Raw genomic sequence first — 17,245 nt, forward strand, 5'->3', positions numbered from 1 at the left:
GCTCGCGCGGCGTGGACCGGTCGCCTCTTGATGTGAGCCGCCCGATCAGCCCGCGGTGGAGGACCGGACGATAAGTTCTGTTGCGAACTCGTGACGTGCAACCTCCACGGGCTCCCCCCCGATGGCTTGAAGTAGCAGATCGACGGCCGCCTGCCCCATCGCACCATACGGCTGACGGACAGTCGTCAATTGCGGGTTCAGGAGAATCGCGGCCCGTTCGTCGTCGAAGCCGACGACAGCGACGTCGCCCGGAGTACTTAGGCCGTGAGCCGTCAGCTCACGGAGAACGGGAGCGGCGAGACCGTCGAATGCGCAAAAGATCCCGTCGGGCGCATGATCCGAATCGAGCAGCTCGCCCAGTTCGACGCATCCGAGCAGCGCATCGTCCACGTTCTCGACTTCCACAATGAACCGCTCATCGACCGGGATGCCGCTGGCGCCGAGTGCGTCTCTGTAACCCTGTTCGCGTTCGCCGATATAGAGCCCGCCTCCCTGTTCGGCTGTGAACTCTGATTCTGATGGCCGGATGAAGACGATTCGAGAGCGACCCAGGCCGATGAGGTGTTCGACGGCTTCGAACGCTCCTCCTCGATTCGTGGGCGAGATCGACGGGAAATGGATATCGGGGCTGGCGTCATCGATGGCCACGCCGGGGATCCCGATGCGATCGCATGCGACACGCACCGCGCGCTGGTCGGGAACACTGATGACGATCACTCCTTCGGTATGCACGTTCTCCAGGCTCTCGACCACCGCAGCGACGCCGCCGGTTGTACCTGCAATCGGATGGACGAGCATCTGGTAGCCGGCGGCGGATGCGGAAGCGAAGGCGCTGTGCACCACAGGCTCCCACCAACCCCACCCGTTATCGGGGACGATGAGGCTGATGGCCCGAAAGCCGCCGCGACGCAGGGCTCGGGCGGCGATCGACGGCCGATAGCCGAGTCGTTGCGCGATCGTGCGTACCTTGTCTCGGGTTTCGTCGCTGACGTCAGGGTGATCGGCGAGCGCACGCGAAACCGTTGCGATTCCTACCCCGGCGGCCTCAGACACGTCCCTGAGCGTCACCCTATACGTCATCGTTCCTCATTCTCGCCGTTCAACTTGACTCGGAGTAACAATCCGTCTAGCTTACCGGAAGCGTACCCGCAATCGTTTCCGGTAACGCTTCCGATCAGGCTCAGCGAAGAGGATATATTCAGTGTTCGAGCACGCGCCGACCACCGAACACGTCAGACCTGCACGAGTCGGCCCCGCCTTCTTCGCCGTCTACGTGCTGGCAATGTTTGACGTCTGGATGGCGATTAGTCTGCCCGAGCCCGTCACCCTGGCGCTCCGAATCTCTCAGATCGGCCCGGAGGGGAAAGCGACCAGCCACTCGATCGCGCCCGGCGTCGGCTGGCTCGTATCCGGTACCGCCGTTATGGCCGTCGCAGCGGTTCCCCTGTTCGGGATCCGATCTGAGTGATGACTCATCTTGCTGTTGTGCCCACCATCCAGAAGGAGCCCAGATGACCCAGCTTGCGTACCTGAACCCCGCTCTCAGCCCCGAAGAGAGAACGGAGGACCTTCTCTCGCGCATGACCCTCGAGGAGAAGGCGGGTCTGATGTTCCAGCCCGCAATCAACATCCCCGGACGCATCGTCAGTGCGGAAACTGCCCTAGCCGATGCCGAGAAGAAGATCACCGCCAAGAACATCTCCCACATCCATGTGATGGATGGCGACGACACCGCCGAGATCGCGCAATGGCTCAACCGGCTGCAAGAGATCGCCGCAAACACCCGCCTCGGTATACCGATCAGCTTCTCTACTGACCCGCGCAGCGGGTTTCACAGTTCACCGTTCACCGGGAAGACTGCCGACGCGGTCTCTCGCTGGCCGGAGCACACCGGTCTGGCCGCAACCCGCGACATCGAGCTCGTGCGACAGTACGCGGACGTGATCCGCCGCGAGATGCTCGCGATGGGAATACGCGTGTACCTCGGCCCCATGGCCGACATCTTCTCCGAACCGCGTTGGTCACGCGGCTTCGGAACCTTCGGCGAGGACCCGCAGGTCGCCTCGGATATGGTCGCCGCATTCATCAAGGGGCTTCGCGGCGGTCCCGAACTCACCGCGGAGAGCGTCACCGCCATCGTGAAGCACTTCCCGGGCGGCGGTCCTCAGCTTCGCGGCATGGACGCCCACGACAAGCGATTCCGGGAACAGGTCTACCCAGGCCACCAGCAAGAGCTCCATCTGCGTCCGTTCGAGGCCGCATTCGCGGCAGGGGTGACCCAGGTCATGCCCTACTATGGAATGCCGATCGGCACCGACTGGCAAGAACGCGGCTTCGCCTTCAACGCGCCGGTCATCAAGGGACTCCTGCGCGAGAAGTACGGCTTCGACGGCATCGTCTGCACCGACTGGTATCTGTTGGAGCCCGCCGTCGTTGAGGACCTCACCTTCGGGCCTAACGGGTACGGTCTCGAAGAACTCACACCGACTGAGCGCCTCAAGGTTGCCGTCGACGTCGGTGTCGACCAATTCGGCGGCGACGACTGCCCCGAACGTGTCGTCGACCTCGTCTCGTCCGGGCACCTGTCCGAGCAGCGACTGGACACTTCCGCGCGCCGCCTCCTCCTCGAGAAGTTCCGGCTCGGTCTCTTCGAGCATCGCTATGTCGACATCGAGAAGGCACGCGTCGTCGGCGCGGACCCGGAGAACCACAGACTTGGCGAGCACGCGCAGGCTGCAGCGCTTACGCTCCTCAAGAACGAGAATGCACTCCCCCTCGCTCCCGCGACGCGGTTCTACACGGAGAACATCGATTGGGACGATGTCCACGCTCCGCTCACCCACGTCATGCACCCCGAGCACGCAGACGTAAACGTCATCCGACTCTCCGCTCCCTATGAACCGGACCCCGATGGCGCGCTCGGCGACTTCTTCCACCACGGTCGTCTCGACTTCACCGCGGATGTTGTGAACCACCTCCGCGAACTCTCCGATCTCGCGCCGACCATCGTCGTCGTCTACCTGGAGCGGCCTGCCGTCCTGGCGGATCTCGAACCGCACGCGGTCGCGCTGGTCGGCGAGTACGGCGCAAGCGACCGCGTGATCCTCGAGGCCCTGCTCGGGCACACGCCGTTCACGGGTACCCTTCCGTTCGATCTGCCACGTTCCATGGATGCGATCAAGGCATCCCGCGAAGACGTCCCCTTCGACACCGCCGAACCGTTGTACGCGTTCGGCCACGGCCTCGCGTTGACGACGAGGGAGTGAACCGAGCCGATAGCCGTCACAACATCAGGATCAACAGCGTCCTGTCTATCTTCCAATCCGGCCTCGAAATCTTGGAAGAACTTCGGATTGACTACGGCATCGAGCAGCAGATACTCTCCCAGTATTCATTCTGGAATCGTTACCGGTATCGAATTCGCCCGCTCACTCGGTCACCCGAAAGGCCAGGAGCGTGCCGGTCGACCTGTTCACTCATCGATGAGTGCGGGATCCAACTCCGACGTAACACCAATTAGACGCAGTTCAAAGGAGAAAACGTGCACATCTCGCGCACCACAACACGGCAACGGAGCAGCTCCACGGCCCGACGGGTGATCAGCGCAGCAGGCGCAGCCGTCGTCGTCGCTGTTGCCCTGACGTCCTGCTCGCTCGCGCCGGCGTCAAGCAACGCCGGCGACAAGACACTCACCGTGGCGACATGGAAGGGCTACGGCGCCGACCTGCCGTGGGTCGTTTCCGACTTCGAGAAGGAGACCGGCGCCACTGTCAAGTTCCAGTACATCGACTCCGAGCAGAACATGCTCCAGTTGGTCGACAAGGCAAACGGTGCCATCGACGTCGCACTGCCGAACATCCAGTACATCGGCCAGGGCATTGATAAGGGGACCTTCCTGCCACTGGACTCCACCAAGCTGACCAACCTCAACGACATCTACTCGGACTTCTCCGGCCGCAAGGAGATCCGCAAGGACGGCAAGCTCTACGGTGTCCCTTGGACCTGGGGCAGCTCGGGGCTGTTCTATGACAGCACGAAGGTGACGCCGAATCCCGATTCGCTCAGTGTGCTGTGGGACCCGAAGTACAAGGGCCAGATCGCCCTGTTCGATGACCCGACCCTGCTGATCCCGATCGCAGCACTCTACCTCGGTGAGGACCCGCAGAACCCTGACATGACGAAGGTCACCCCGGCGCTCCAGGCGTTGAAGAACAACGCGAAGCTGATCTACACGTCCGGCGACGACCTGGCGAAAGCGATTAGCAGCGGCTCCGTCGTCGCTGGTATCGGATCCGATTCCGGGATCGGCAGCCTGGTTTTGACCCCGGACTCCGGCGCGCAGAACCTCAAGTACGAGGTCACAAAGGAAGGCGCGGTCGGATGGATCGACAACTGGGCGATCTCGGCGAAGAGCAAGCACACGGACCTCGCGTACCAGTGGCTCAACTACATGACCGGCAAGAAGTTCCTCTCAAAGTGGGCCAACTCCCCGGCAGATTCATCGCCAGCCCCGGCTAACCAGTCGGTCGTCGATTCGCTCTCGCCCGCGACGAAGGAACGTCTGCAGACCAATCCATCCACGATCTCCAAGCTCACCCTGCAGCTCCCGATGCCGGCGGAGCGGCTGCAGTCGTGGGTGGATGCCTGGACGCAGGTGAAGGCCGCCTCGTGATGACCACAGCACTCACTCTCCTGCCCCGCCGGCCTCGGCGGGTCAGGGGAGCGCTCGGCACGGCCTTCCTCCTCACGCCCGGCGGCCTTCTCCTCGGCTTCTTCGCCTTACTCCCGTTGGTCGCGCTCCTCGTCATAGGTTTCACGAATGACACCGGCCAGGTGACCCTGACGAACTTCGGGCAGATGTTCTCCAGCCCGGTATACATGTCGCTCCTCGCGCGCACACTGGTGATCGCTTTCTTGGTGACGTTGACCAGCATCGCGCTCGCCTGGCCGGCCGCCTGGGCGCTTGCCCGCTACACCAGCCCGAAGTCGAAGTCGATCATCCTGGGCTTGGTTATCGTCCCGTACGTCACCTCGCAACTACTGCTGATCTACGGATACGTCAGCCTCATCCAGGCGGGTGGACCGGTGATGTCCCTACTGGCAGCGGTCGGCCTCGCCGATGCGCAGGCATCGATCATGTACACGCCTGCCGCCAGCCTCCTGATGTTGATCATCGAGAGCCTCCCGACGGCGATCCTGGTGATGTACTCGGCGTCGGAGCAGATCAGCGCATCGGTGCTTGAAGCCTCCCGCACCCTCGGCGCGAGCAGGCGCGTCACGTTCACCCGTGTGATCTGGCCACTGTCGACCGCGATGATCAGTGTGAATTTCGCGCTCACGTTCGTGCAGACCGTCGGCGCATTCGCTGAGCCGACCATCCTGGGCGGCCCGACCGGGCAGATGGTGGGCAATGCGATTGCCGCGCAACTCTCATCAGGAGTGCATCAGCAATTCGCCGTTGCGATGTCGCTGCTGCTGCTCGTAGCCTCTCTCGCAATCGTCGGGGCAGTCACCGTCCTGCTGGCCTGGGGCAAGTACGCTCTGTCCGGCGTCACCAGAGCTGGTGCTCCAAAGCCCCGGCCGGTCGGGCAGGCGCGAACGGAAGAACACACGACGAGGAGCGAAAGGGTGCTTCGATGAAGACCGCCGTTCTGCCCCGGCTGATGAAGATCTGGCTGTATGTGATACTCCTCATCCTCGCGCTGCCGCTGCTCGCCATGGTGATGCTGAGCCTCAACGAGTCCCGATACGGCACATTGCCGTTCCGCTTCACGTTCGACTGGTATGCGAAGCTGTCGTCCGACGGCGCACTGCTGGATGCCTTGGCCACCAGCCTCAACCTGGCGACGCAGGCGACGCTCTTCGCGGTGATCGTCGGCACGTTGCTCGCGTTGGGTATGGCGCGGTCAAAGGTCTACGTTAATCTCCCGATCAACAGCCTCCTGCTCGCCCTGATGACAGTGCCCGCCCTGATCCTCACGGCCGGATTCGTCATCGTTTTCGGCTGGCTGGGCCTCGGATCGAGCACGCTCGGGTTGGTTCTGGCCTCGATCGTGACCTCCCTGCCTTTGGTCGTACTCATCGTCAGCGGACGGCTGCGCGACCTGAACCCAAACTACGCGGAGGCCGCGCACTCGCTCGGGGCCAGCTCGCTGCGGACTTTCCTCACGATCACGATTCCGCTCATCGCGCCATCCGTCATCGCGGGAGCGATGCTGGCGTTCGTCGTCACCTTCAACAACTTCGCTATCCAGCTCTTCCTCGCCCCTATCGGCATCTCCACCCTCCCCGTGCAGATCTACTCGATGGTGCGCCTCGGCGTGACCCCGGACGTGGATGCGCTCGCCACGATGATCCTGATCACCACGGTGCTGCTGGTCGTGATCCTCAATTGGCTCTCGGGCAGTGCCGCCAAACTTTTCACACCCACGAACAAAGGAAACTGATGGCGGAGCTCACAGTCTCACGCGTCTCCAAGAGCTTCAATGACACTCGAGTCCTCGAGCCGTTGGACCTGACAGTCGGCGATGGCGCCTTCTGCTGCATGCTCGGATCGTCCGGATCCGGCAAGTCAACCCTGCTGCGCATCATCGCAGGGCTGGAGGTTCCCGACGAGGGATCCATCCGGGTCGGCGCGCGCGATGTCACCCGCTTGTCCGTGGAGAAACGCAACATCGGCTTCGTATTCCAGAACTACGCTCTCTTCCCGCATCTGAGCGTGCTTTCGAACGTGATGTACGGGCTCCGTACGCGTCGTACTCCACGTGCGGTCGCGAAGAACAAGGCAGAGGACATGCTCGGCCTGGTCGGCCTCGGCGACTTCGGTGGCCGCTCACCAGCGAACCTCTCCGGCGGACAGCAGCAGCGCGTCGCCCTCGCCCGCGCCCTTGTCACCAGCCCCGACCTGCTCCTGCTGGACGAACCACTGTCTGCCCTTGATAAGAAGATCCGCGGCGAGATGCAACGCGAACTCAAGCGCATCCACACCGAGACCGGGCTGACCACGATCATGGTCACGCACGACCAGGAAGAGGCCATGGATCTCGGCGACCAGGTCATGATGCTCGACCATGGCGTGGTGCAGCAGAACGACGACCCGCACTCGATGTATCGCGCGCCCGAGAACCGCTTCGTCGCGCAGTTCCTCGGCGGTCAGTTGCTCGGAACCGGCATTGTCCGGGGATCTGGTCCATCGGCCGCTGTCGAGATCGGCGGACTCCTGCTCACGACGTCGCAGGACGACCTTCGCGACGGTGATCGGGTCGATCTGCTCGTGATGGCTGAGCGAGTGCGCATCCTGGCGGACGACGCGACCTCGATTGATGGCTCAGGCGTCGGAAACCTGGGCTCGATCGACTTCTTCGGTCCGTTCGCGCGTGCCGAGATCGATGCGGGCGATCTTCGCATCCCCGTCACGATGCTCTCCCATCAGGCAGAGGCTCTCACCGCGGGCAGTCGGGTGCGCTTCGCCATCGCGACCGAAGGCGTGCACGCGTTCGCCAGTGAGCGTGCCGGGTAGCGGCACATTCCGGCATCGACGAGGGGGGGTGCACCGAGAACCTCGAAACCGGGGCAGTTCGGAGATCGTCGGGCCCGACACGCTTGCTCTCGTCGATTGAACATCCTCGGGGAGTGAGCCGGCGGCGGTGCTAGCTACCTGCAGCATCGGGCAGGAGCCAGTAGCGCCTTCCCCTGAACGGCAGTACCAACTATCCTGACTACCCGTATCAACTCACGCGACGAGCCAGCAGTAACTCTGAACAGGTCGAGGAACTCCTTGGCCGCATCGAGAATCGGCCGGAAGCCACCGTGATTCCGTTCACCCAGTCGTCGTTGTGAACGAGCCTGTTCAGCAGCCGCTGTTCAGCGTGCCGCTTCGAGATTGCTGCGTTTGGAGCTGTTGGACGGGTTTGCGCACGGATAGGTTCCATCTGGTGTGGCTTGCCGAGGCAGTCGGAACACAGAGCGCCGATCGAGATGAACCCAGGACGAAGCTGATGAGACCACACCTTGCGCATGCTCATGCCGAAGTCGCCGGTGATGCACTCGCGCGACGGCGAACATGGATCGAAAGCAGACATGCCCTGCCGACCACCTCGGGGAGCTGGCGGCCAGCGCCACCTCTGCCTCGACGATCTGGCCGACGACATGGGACAGATGCCCAAGGGTTACCCGGAACTGCACTTGCGAACTTCTCACCAGCGATAGCGAGCCCAAGCACGCCCCCCGCGTTGTTTCGGCGCCGGAGGTCACCTTTCCCGCAACGAACCGGGGCGCCCGTTCCATCGCAGCCTTGAGCGCCATCGCTCGTCTGGAACAGCGCCAACTGTGCTGGGCCATGGGGTCACGGGTGCAGGCGGGTCAGCTTCCACTCAGCAGCCGTTCGGCCATGGTGAGTGCCTTCGTTTCCTTGGGGGTGAGATCCGGCCCTTTGCCGATCATCTGCCGATCGCGCAGCTCGATGACTGCTTCGCTGAGCATGCCGAAAGAATCGGCTGAACTGTTCCTAAACTTGTCGGACGGCGGACCCTGGACAAAGTTCATCGGAGACCCGCCTTTGATTTCCGATCGCGCGATTACTCGCTCTAACGTCGTCAGTACGCGCACAATCCGCTGTCGACGTATGATGCCCGTAGCAGCGGGCACGGACAGCGCGATGCAGAAGAACACCGCCACCGTTACAATCAGACCGCGAAAGATCGGCTCAAGCCATTCGAACTCCATGTCGTCGCGGAGACGTGCTAGATCGCGCAGGAGAATGATTCCCGAGTTTAAAGCGCCGGATACCCCAGCGACTACCATGGCGATCGCTGAGATGAGTGCGGCGACGTTCCGTTGGTTTCGAAGCAGGACGCTCCCTGTACATATGGCGACAATGCACGCGACTCCGAAGTACAGGAAGTGCGACATCGAGAACGCGAAAGCGGCCGGTTGCGTGTGGGACGCAAACATCAAATCGACGGTCGTGGGCACGCGTCTAATGCGTGCGAACGCCACTGTCTGAGACGTGAGCGCGACCGCGACGCTGGCGGTTAGTACCCGGTTGGCCCGTGATGTGAGCCGTCCCACACAACGCAGAAGCAGCCGCATCACAAAGAATGTTGCGATCACCAGGCAGCTGTGCTGCAGCCAGGCGGCGACGTTGCCGCCGCCAAAGGCAGAGTCCACAGTGAGGTAGACCGGCGCGAAGTTGAAAGTGAGGGCGAGAGCTCCGAAGAGCGAAGCAAAGAATGCGACCGGACTGCGTCTGCCGACAGCGCGCAAGGGAACGACGAGCCGCATGCCGGTAACGCTCGTGACGCCCCAGAGGAAAAGAACCGGTAGCGCGCCGACGGAAATCAAAAGAGCACCTCTGAGACGCCGGATTCGAGAGCACCGGCGTTGCTGCTTCTGATAGCCCGGTTCGCGTGACGCGCGAACTCTTCAGCGGCCTGTTCCAACGGTAGACAGAGCCTCATGCGATGCGTCCGTGCTGCTTCGACGAGTTCCGGTGTTTTTAGGCGAGGGTCGTGCGAAGAATGTGTTGGGGGAACGACCCACCCGAGATGGGAGAACACGATGTGTCCATATTCGTGTGTCCGCACCCATCGCTTGTGATACTCCGATGCGGGCGTGGATTCCAAGATCACCTGGCGGTCGTCGAGTTCCAACCAGAGCGCTGCGGCCCACCCGCCGAGCTCGGGCAACTCCCGGAAGTCGATCCGCTTCCCCGTCATTGCGGCTACGTCCTCGGTCAAGGACCGCATCGTGGGATGGGCGCTCTTATTCACCAGCTCGAAGGCGAGTCGTGCAGCTTGCCGCGGGTTGGTTAGCAGGAGGTCACGCGTCGGATCGTTCGCGCTCAATTTCTCTTAGCACCTCGGAGATCGCGGCGACGGCTTCGGGTGCGAGGTCGCCTAGGGCTCGGGCTGCGAAGGTCTTCACCTGCGCGGCTCGCATTGCCGTGACTAGTTCGACGTCCGCTTCCAGGCGGTCCGGGATGTCTCCGGTGTAGAAGAAGTCCTCCGGGACGTCCAGAAACTCGCCGAGCGCCGCGAGCAACGGTCGATCTCGGGTGTGTATGTCTGTCCCTCGGAGGATGTACGCCCACTTCCCGCGAGAGATGCTCACTCCGCGGGATGCAAGGAACTCTTGGATTTCAGGGAACTGAACGGGATCGCCTCCACGGTGGATCTCGAGCCGGTCCAGGGCGATGCGGATCCTGGCAGAAAGGTCGGCAGGGGCCGGCATCGGCATATGTCTCATCCGATCTCCTCCCGCTGGCTAGATGACTATGATCCAACTTGCACATGTGCAACACAAGCGTCTGTTCAGCCGAACGTCGATGCAAGCCACACATACGTGCCCAGGAGCGTTACGCCAAGCGCCGACCCAGCCAGCAGCTGCGCAACGGTGTGAGCATTGAGTGCGCGCCGGGACCACAGAACGATCGCCAGCAGTACGAACCCCAAAGCGCCCCACGCGCCAAACAGGTAAACCTGGAGGCCAGCGAAGAATGCGGCAAGGGTCGCGTGGACTGAGATCTTCCAGGCGAGCGTGACCGCCATCACGATCACGAGCGCGGCGATTGCTACCGCGATCACCAGCAGCAGCCGAGCGGGCGCACCCATCAACATCACGGACACGGCTCCGAGGACGAACACGACGAGCACCGCCGCGAGAATCGGCATCCGCTGGCTCCGTTCCTTCACGAAGCGGTCCGATACCTTGCCGACGCGAGCGAGCCCGAACATTGCTGCGTACGGGATCGCCGCCATCGTCGTGGCAGCGACGATGGTCGGGGCGACAGAACCAGCCAGCAGACCGACTTCGAGCAACCCCACGAACAACAGCGGGGCAGGTCCACCGATCTCAGAGACCCACACCGCGAACCGACGAACCTTCGCCTCTCTGGCCATTCTCCGCCTTCGGTCGAGGCCAACCCCGCGATCGTTTTCGAGGTCGTCCAGTTTACAGGCGTGCTTCAGGATGCGTTGGTCGCCACCAGTGGCGACCTGACGACAGAGCCAGTCGCGCGTTCGCACGCTCCGTTGTAACACGCTCCGTTGTAACACGTGTATTGCACATGTGCAATACACGTGTTACAACGGATTCCCTGGATCTGTCGAGCCTGCTCCGCGACACGCCAACGGGGCTCTGGAGACCAAATGGAGGTAGCGATGTCGATGACAGGCGGGAGCGCGGAGTGCTCTTGCCCACCTCAACGATGCAGCGCCGTGCACTCTCGGGCGGTGACGCGCTGGAGAGGAGTCATGGCCATGGCAATTGCCGAGAATCACCGAGCGGCACGCGAGGCCAGGCTGGATCAGTTGCACGATCGATTGGCGGCAGCGGTCGAGCAACTGGTGTCGGGCGAGGACTGGACCAACGCACTCGTCTTCGCGGCGCGTTTCCGTAGTCGGTCGTTCAACAACAGCCTTCTGATCTGGGCGCAGCACGCGGCCGCTTTCGAGGCGGGGCTTGTACCCGAGCGGATGCCCTCGTATGTCGCCGGGTACAAGCAGTGGCAAGGGCTCGGGCGGCAGGTGCAGAAGAGTCAGCCGGGGTACCAGATCTTCGCTCCGGTCACCGGGCGGTTTGCTTCGGCGACACCGTCCGATAGGGACTCGTGGCGCCGGCTGGGTCGCTTGGAGAAGCCGCGCCCGGGCGAGGTGGTGAGGACCAAGATGGTCGGCGTTCGCCCGGCCTATGTCTGGGATGCCTCGCAGACCTCTGGCGCTCCGATTCCGGAGCCGCCGAGTCCGAAACTGCTCGAAGGCGGCGCCCCGGCCGGCCTCTGGGAAGGTCTCGCCGCTCAAGTCGATGCCGCTGGCTTCCGCCTGGTACGGGCCGCTGATGAGAGCGCTGTCTTTGGCGCGAACGGCATGACCGATTACACGGCGAGGACCGTTACCGTGCGCGAGAACATGGATGCGGCTGCTCAAGTGAAGACCCTGGCTCACGAGTTGGCGCATGTGCTGATGCATGGTTCCGATCAGGTCGACGCTCGGCAACATCGCGGTATTGGTGAAGTCGAAGCTGAATCCGTTGCACTCATGATCGGCGCAGCGCACGCCATGGATACCTCCCGATACACGATCCCGTACGTCTCGACCTGGGCAGCGAGAGTCGACGGGACAGAGCCTGCCGAGGTCGTGCGCGCGACGAGTGAGCGAGTCCGCGCGACGGCCCTGAAGGTCCTGGACCAGCTCGACACGCTCATGATCGGCAACGGGAATCCTCCGTCGCTGCAGAACGAATCAATTCATATCCCCGCCGCTCAGCTCCCATCAATACCGCGGCGTCACGGGATCGACGCGGATACCCCGTTGCCTGACACGGCAACTGCCAGTGCTGCCCCGGCCTACGCTCGGAGCCTCTGATGCCCAGGCTGGGAGCGTTCGCACGGGCACTCGCCGAGGTCCGCATCCCGCAGTCTCTGGGCGCGAGCGCGGCAGCCTTCGCGCGCTGTGGGATCCCCGTCTTTCCGTGCGAACCGAACGGAAAGCGCCCGCTCGTGCCGGGTGGTTTTCACGCCGCCAGCGCCGACGCCGAACACGTCGCGGGCTGGTGGGCGAGGACGCCCTCTGCCAATATCGGCGTTCCCACCGGCACAGCCTCAGGGATCGTGGTCCTGGACGTGGACGTGCATGGCCGTGCCAACGGATTCGAGGCGCTGGACCGTGCACGTCGTGCCGGGTTTCTTGTCGGGTGGGAGGCGATGGTGCGGACACCGTCCGGGGGCCTGCATGTCGACTATCCGGCGATGCCGGGAGTCGAACAACGCTCGTGGCAGGCGGCGCGGGCTGGAATCGACTTGCGCGGCGACGGCGGCTACATCATCGCTCCCCCGTCCCACCGGATCATCAGCGGCCGGGAGGTTCGGTACGAGACGGTTGCGATGGGCTCGGGCGTCGCGCAGGGCGTGGACTCTGACGCGCTGCGCGACCTCGTTGTTCCCCGACGCCCGGTCCGGTCGGCGGGTTCGGTTCCCTCGATGCCGGGGTCGATCGATGTGGAGCGCATAGCGCGGTGGGTGGCCCGTCGCCAGGAGGGTGAGCGCAATCACGGGCTGTTCTGGGCGGCGTGCACCATGGCGGAACACCAGGTACCCGTAGACGATGCGCTCGACCTGTTGACAACCGCCGGCACGCAAGCGGGGCTGAGTTCACGGGAGGTCGCCACGACCGTCCGATCGGCTTACCGCGCGGTTCACCGCGTGCCCTTGCGTCCCTCAGCACGACAAGATCCCACTCTCGTGCCCGATGAGCCCACGCACGACCGATCAGTTCGGGCGCTGCCGTGAAGACGCCAGCTGGGCGGCGAGGGGCCGTGATGACGGCGGCAACGGGGACGGTCTTTATCGCCGCGGGTGCCTTCTGGTTGTCGTTCACCTCCCTTGCCGACCTCGCGAGGCGATCAGGTATCGGTCCGGTGCAGGCGTGGGCGTGGCCGTTGATCGTCGATGGCGTCATCGTGGTCTCGACCGTCGCCGTTGTCGCGCTGGCTGGCGAACGCGCTGCCTGGTATCCGTGGACGTTGCTCGCTGGTGCCGCGGCCGTCTCGATCACGGCGAACTCCATTCATGCCGTCGTCGCTGCGGACGCCGACGTGCCGAGCATCCTCGCTGCATGCGTCGCAGCGGTTCCTCCCGTGGTGCTCTTGGCGATCACGCACCTCACCGTCGTCCTCACCAGCCCCCCAGACCGCACCGCCCGGCTATCCCCCGTGCCGGCCAAGAACTCGCTGCCGCCAAGAGTGCGCTCTGTACCCAGGATCACACCCCCGGACCCTGCGACGTCGCTTGGACCTCCCGTTGACGCGCCCGCAGGCGCAGATCGACTCAACGCCGCTGCGGAACTGCGCGCTCTGGGGTGGTCGAACAAGCAGATCGCCGCGCACCTCAAGGTCGCCCCATCCACCGTCGGCCGATGGTTCGCGAAGCGCCCGCCAAATCACGAACCCGACTACGCGTCCGATCCGAGCCGCGCCGCGGATCAGGCTCAGGCGGCTCCCGATACCGATGAGCGAAGGGAACCTCGATGAACGAGAACGACCGGACCAACATGGACGCCTCGCCGCAGCGTGAAGCGACGCCCGCCCTCGAGGACGTCGCGCGACCGGCCTGGCTCGACACCCCGCGACACCCCAGCACCGAATCCTCGGAGCGGTCCACCCTTGCAACTCACGTCGACCCGTCCGGCGCGACCGTGCCTGTTGCGCGCGATGTTCGGCTTGCTCCTCGGACCGTGTCGTGGGTGAGACCGACGGAGCTTGTCGCCCGCAGTGGCGCACGAGCAGCGGGCCGCGGGATCGATCTTCACGCGGAGCTCGTCCGCCGGTTCCGTGCCGGCGCGGGCGGCGGCCTTCGTCGCGCCAACCGAGCGATCAGCGACCGACAGCGGCGGCTACCGGATCTGAGCCTGGGCGGCCGGGACTACCCCACCGAAGAGATCAGTCCAGAACTTTCCGGGATCAGTCTGAGGTGACAGCCTATGCACGTCGAGCGTCTTCCCGTGCTGCCCCGTCTCAGCGGGCGGCACCGGATGTGTACCTCCTCTTCAGGAGGTACCGACACCATGATGATGAACACGACGGATCCTGCTGGCACGCCCACCCTAGGCGCGGGGAGAGAGTTTGAGGACGCTGAGAAGCTTCGGACGCTGCTGATCCGGCTCCACGAACAGGGACAGTGGGCGTGGCGGCACGATCCAGAGGTTGCGGCGCTGATGCGGCATGCCGCGAACCGGTATGCCGCTCTCGCCCGCAGGCACGGCCTGGACCGGTGGGAAGCAGCCGCAGCGGCGTTCGACGCGATGCGCACAGGTGCCGTCCGTCGGGCGGAGAACCCGTGGGCCGTCATCACCCGCGCGGTGAAAGTCACCTGCATCGCCGAGGAACGCGCGAACGGCCTGCTCTGCTCCGTCCATCAGGCGCGCCGCCCCGCCTACTCCGTACACCACGACGCCGAGCGGTTCAGCGATCGCGAAAACCCCCTCACCGACTATCACCCGAGCCTGCGCACACCGGACTCACTCGACGGCGACGACGCAGACGAGGGACGGGACGGTGAAAACGGTCGAGTACGTTCAGCGGTGGCTGACGCGGTCGCCCTATTCCATCTGCTCGGATGGCCACAAGAGCCCGCCCAGGCAGCGATCGACTACATCTGCGCCCGGCTGACCGAATTGCCGTCGCGGGCATCCGGGTTCGAATCTCTGCGTCGGGATTTCCAGGCTCGCGTCCTCCTCGACCTCCCGCCGGAGTCTTGGCTGACGATGCTGCGTCTGGTCCTCGGCAACCCTGACCCGACCCGCGCGCACACGAACGCCGCCCGAGGTATCTTGTACCGGCTACTCACGGGTGAGCCGCTTCGCGCACTGCTCGCCGACGAGACCCTAGTCTCCGAGGTTGTGGTGTCGGCCCCCCAAGCGGGCGGGCGCCATGGTCGCCCGTAGCCCGGGACATGTCGAGGTGCAGCGCACCCTCGACTCCATCACCGTCGGCGTCCGGCATCGCACAGACCTCGGCGACATCGATGCGCTCATGGATTCTATCCAGAGGGAGGGTCTCCTGCAGCCGATCACCGTCACGCCCGACGGCGCTCTCGTGTGCGGGAGGCGTCGGCTTGAGGCGCTGCGCCGACTCGGTCACCGTACGACGAACGTGTGGGTGCGATCGGGCCTCACGGACCGGCTCAGCAGACTCCTCGCCGAACAGAACGACAACGCCCTGCACAAGCCGCTCTCGCTGATCGAGGCGGAGTCTCTGTACCGGGAGTTGAAGGTCGTCCTCGCGGAGGACGCCGAACGGCGACAGGCCGCTACCCGGTTCGGTGCCCCTGATTCGGCAGGAGAACACGGTGGTGCCGATTCGGCACCACCATCCGAAGAACGGGGGAAGAGCCGGGCTCAAGCAGCCCAGCTGGTGATGGGCCGGAACTCGTACACCATGCTCGAGGAGGTGGGCCGGCTGAAGGATCTCGCACACGACGAAACCCAACCGGCCCATATCCGCGCGCAGGCGGCAGAGGAAGTCGCCCGGATCGAAGCGGGCGGGAAAGTGCACCACGCACACGTGCGGATGAACGCCGCCCTGACCCTTGAGGAACTCGACCAGATCGCTGCCGACTCTGGACAACCCTCATCGCTGCGCGAGCAAGCCGCGAACACGGCCGCACAGGTGCGTGCCGCGGACAGCTCCCGGACGGCAGACCTCGAACGCCTCGCGCGAGAAGCAGTCGCCCGGGTCAAGGCAGCCAGGACAGGTACGAAGAGTGACAAAGGGAAGCGGCGAGGCGAACCGGCATCGCGCCTGACCGTCGTGATGCTGCCACCTCGGGCGTTCGTGGCGCTCTGGGACGACATGGCCGGGTGGACAAAGAAATACGACCCCACGGTGCTCGCACCGGCGCTGACGACGGAGCAATGGGACCGGTTCGAGCAGGTGCTCGCGGAAACCATTACGTTCGCGGATCGTCTGCGGGAGATCCGTGTCGCCGCCGCGTCCGTTGCTTCCCGCGGGGATGCGCTGGCCGGATGACCGGACGGGGCGCCTCCGTGCACCTCTCGGGCATGAACGGTCACTCCATCCTCGGCGCGCCAGTAGCCGAGCGACACCGTCGCCGGCTGCTCATCTCTGGCAGCATCATCGGGATCTTCGTCCTGGGGGTCATCGGGGTCGGCGTGTACGGGCTGCTACGCGGCCCCGCACCTGCTTCTCCGCCGAGCCCATCAGCCACACCAATGGCGGGCTCATCGACTCCGGTCGGAGACCTCACCGTGCGAACGCTCCCCAAAACGCCGGAGGCCATCCCGTTCGCGCGCGCGGTGGCGAACAGACTCGTCGACTGGGACACCACGGACGAGGACAGCCCCGCCCCCTACATGCAGGTCCTCATCGACGCCGCCAGCCCCGCGGATCAAGTCACGGTAGCGGCCGATGTCGCCCGGTACTTCCCGGACCAGCAAACATGGGCAGAGCTGCGGCCGACGCAGGTGCGGCAATCGCTCACGATCACGGCTGCCGTAATCCCGGCGGGCTGGGTGACGGCGAAAACCCAAGCCCGTCCCGGACAGCTGCCGCCCGGTGCCGTGGCGGTCACAGTCGACGGCACCCGGCACCGCACGGGAACCTGGCACACCACGCCCGCGACTTACGAGCATCCTGTCGCGTTCACGATCTTCGTCGCCTGCCCCCTCGACGACCCGTGCCGTCTGCTGCGGTTGTCCGGCCTCGACACTCCACTCCGCTAGCCGGTGACCCG

At 64.4% G+C, this 17,245-nt stretch carries 16 protein-coding genes and 1 pseudogene; 13 read left to right on the forward strand and 4 right to left on the reverse strand.

Features of this window, described 5'->3' with window-relative positions:
• Positions 1-45 precede the first annotated feature (45 nt).
• The gene (locus AB4078_RS10095) at positions 46-1,053 is read right to left on the reverse strand and encodes a LacI family DNA-binding transcriptional regulator (RefSeq protein WP_441977025.1); all 1,008 of its coding nucleotides are present in this window, start codon (positions 1,051-1,053) and stop codon (positions 46-48) included.
• A 148-nt stretch (positions 1,054-1,201) separates the two neighbouring features.
• On the opposite strand from AB4078_RS10095, the gene AB4078_RS10100 reads away from it, so the two are divergent.
• From AB4078_RS10100 to AB4078_RS10125, 6 genes and pseudogenes are all read left to right on the forward strand, one after another.
• Positions 1,202-1,468 carry a hypothetical protein gene (locus AB4078_RS10100; RefSeq protein ID WP_441977026.1) on the forward strand — a complete coding sequence of 89 codons (267 nt, stop codon included), beginning with the start codon at positions 1,202-1,204 and terminating at the stop codon, positions 1,466-1,468.
• 43 nt (positions 1,469-1,511) lie between these two features.
• Complete coding sequence (locus AB4078_RS10105) at positions 1,512-3,266, forward strand: glycoside hydrolase family 3 N-terminal domain-containing protein (RefSeq protein WP_441977027.1); 1,755 nt, start codon at positions 1,512-1,514, stop codon at positions 3,264-3,266.
• Positions 3,267-3,541: 275 nt separating this feature from the next.
• Positions 3,542-4,672 (forward strand): ABC transporter substrate-binding protein, encoded by a 1,131-nt coding sequence (locus AB4078_RS10110; protein WP_441977028.1) that lies wholly within the window; start codon positions 3,542-3,544, stop codon positions 4,670-4,672.
• Positions 4,673-4,878: 206 nt separating this feature from the next.
• On the forward strand, positions 4,879-5,640 hold the full coding sequence (locus tag AB4078_RS10115) for an ABC transporter permease (protein ID WP_441977079.1): 762 nt from the start codon (positions 4,879-4,881) through the stop codon (positions 5,638-5,640).
• Positions 5,641-5,723: 83 nt separating this feature from the next.
• The gene (locus AB4078_RS10120; protein ID WP_441977080.1) at positions 5,724-6,446 is read left to right on the forward strand and encodes an ABC transporter permease; all 723 of its coding nucleotides are present in this window, start codon (positions 5,724-5,726) and stop codon (positions 6,444-6,446) included.
• Between the two features lie 104 nt (positions 6,447-6,550).
• Positions 6,551-7,519, forward strand: a pseudogene (locus tag AB4078_RS10125) (ABC transporter ATP-binding protein); the annotation flags it as partial.
• A gap of 842 nt (positions 7,520-8,361) precedes the next feature.
• On the opposite strand, the gene AB4078_RS10130 reads toward AB4078_RS10125, so the two are convergent.
• The 3 genes from AB4078_RS10130 to AB4078_RS10140 form a co-directional block, all read right to left on the reverse strand.
• Entirely contained in the window at positions 8,362-9,282 is a 921-nt protein-coding gene (locus AB4078_RS10130; RefSeq protein WP_441977029.1) for a hypothetical protein, read from the reverse strand.
• Positions 9,283-9,819: 537 nt separating this feature from the next.
• On the reverse strand, positions 9,820-10,230 hold the full coding sequence (locus tag AB4078_RS10135) for a hypothetical protein (protein WP_441977030.1): 411 nt from the start codon (positions 10,228-10,230) through the stop codon (positions 9,820-9,822).
• 80 nt (positions 10,231-10,310) lie between these two features.
• Positions 10,311-11,024, reverse strand: coding sequence for a hypothetical protein (locus AB4078_RS10140; RefSeq protein ID WP_441977031.1), 714 nt, complete (start codon positions 11,022-11,024; stop codon positions 10,311-10,313).
• A gap of 234 nt (positions 11,025-11,258) precedes the next feature.
• On the opposite strand from AB4078_RS10140, the gene AB4078_RS10145 reads away from it, so the two are divergent.
• The 7 genes from AB4078_RS10145 (at position 11,259) to AB4078_RS10175 (ending at position 17,234) form a co-directional block, all read left to right on the forward strand.
• Positions 11,259-12,362: an ArdC-like ssDNA-binding domain-containing protein gene (locus AB4078_RS10145; protein WP_441977032.1), complete on the forward strand. Its 1,104-nt coding sequence runs from the start codon at positions 11,259-11,261 to the stop codon at positions 12,360-12,362.
• Positions 12,362-13,285, forward strand: coding sequence for a bifunctional DNA primase/polymerase (locus tag AB4078_RS10150; protein WP_441977033.1), 924 nt, complete (start codon positions 12,362-12,364; stop codon positions 13,283-13,285). The genes AB4078_RS10145 and AB4078_RS10150 overlap by 1 nt, the downstream gene beginning before the upstream one ends.
• A 29-nt stretch (positions 13,286-13,314) precedes the next feature.
• Complete coding sequence (locus AB4078_RS10155; RefSeq protein ID WP_441977034.1) at positions 13,315-14,025, forward strand: DUF2637 domain-containing protein; 711 nt, start codon at positions 13,315-13,317, stop codon at positions 14,023-14,025.
• A complete protein-coding gene (locus AB4078_RS10160) occupies positions 14,022-14,468 on the forward strand; it encodes a hypothetical protein (RefSeq protein ID WP_441977035.1) in 447 nt (148 codons plus the stop codon). The genes AB4078_RS10155 and AB4078_RS10160 overlap by 4 nt, the downstream gene beginning before the upstream one ends.
• A 90-nt stretch (positions 14,469-14,558) precedes the next feature.
• Complete coding sequence (locus AB4078_RS10165; protein ID WP_441977036.1) at positions 14,559-15,437, forward strand: hypothetical protein; 879 nt, start codon at positions 14,559-14,561, stop codon at positions 15,435-15,437.
• On the forward strand, positions 15,424-16,521 hold the full coding sequence (locus AB4078_RS10170; protein WP_441977037.1) for a ParB N-terminal domain-containing protein: 1,098 nt from the start codon (positions 15,424-15,426) through the stop codon (positions 16,519-16,521). The genes AB4078_RS10165 and AB4078_RS10170 overlap by 14 nt, the downstream gene beginning before the upstream one ends.
• Complete coding sequence (locus AB4078_RS10175; RefSeq protein WP_441977038.1) at positions 16,518-17,234, forward strand: hypothetical protein; 717 nt, start codon at positions 16,518-16,520, stop codon at positions 17,232-17,234. Before AB4078_RS10170 ends, AB4078_RS10175 begins: the two co-directional genes overlap by 4 nt.
• Positions 17,235-17,245: the final 11 nt, after the last annotated feature.

Source organism: Microbacterium sp. 2MCAF23, from assembly GCF_052115565.1.
GTDB lineage: Bacteria > Actinomycetota > Actinomycetes > Actinomycetales > Microbacteriaceae > Microbacterium.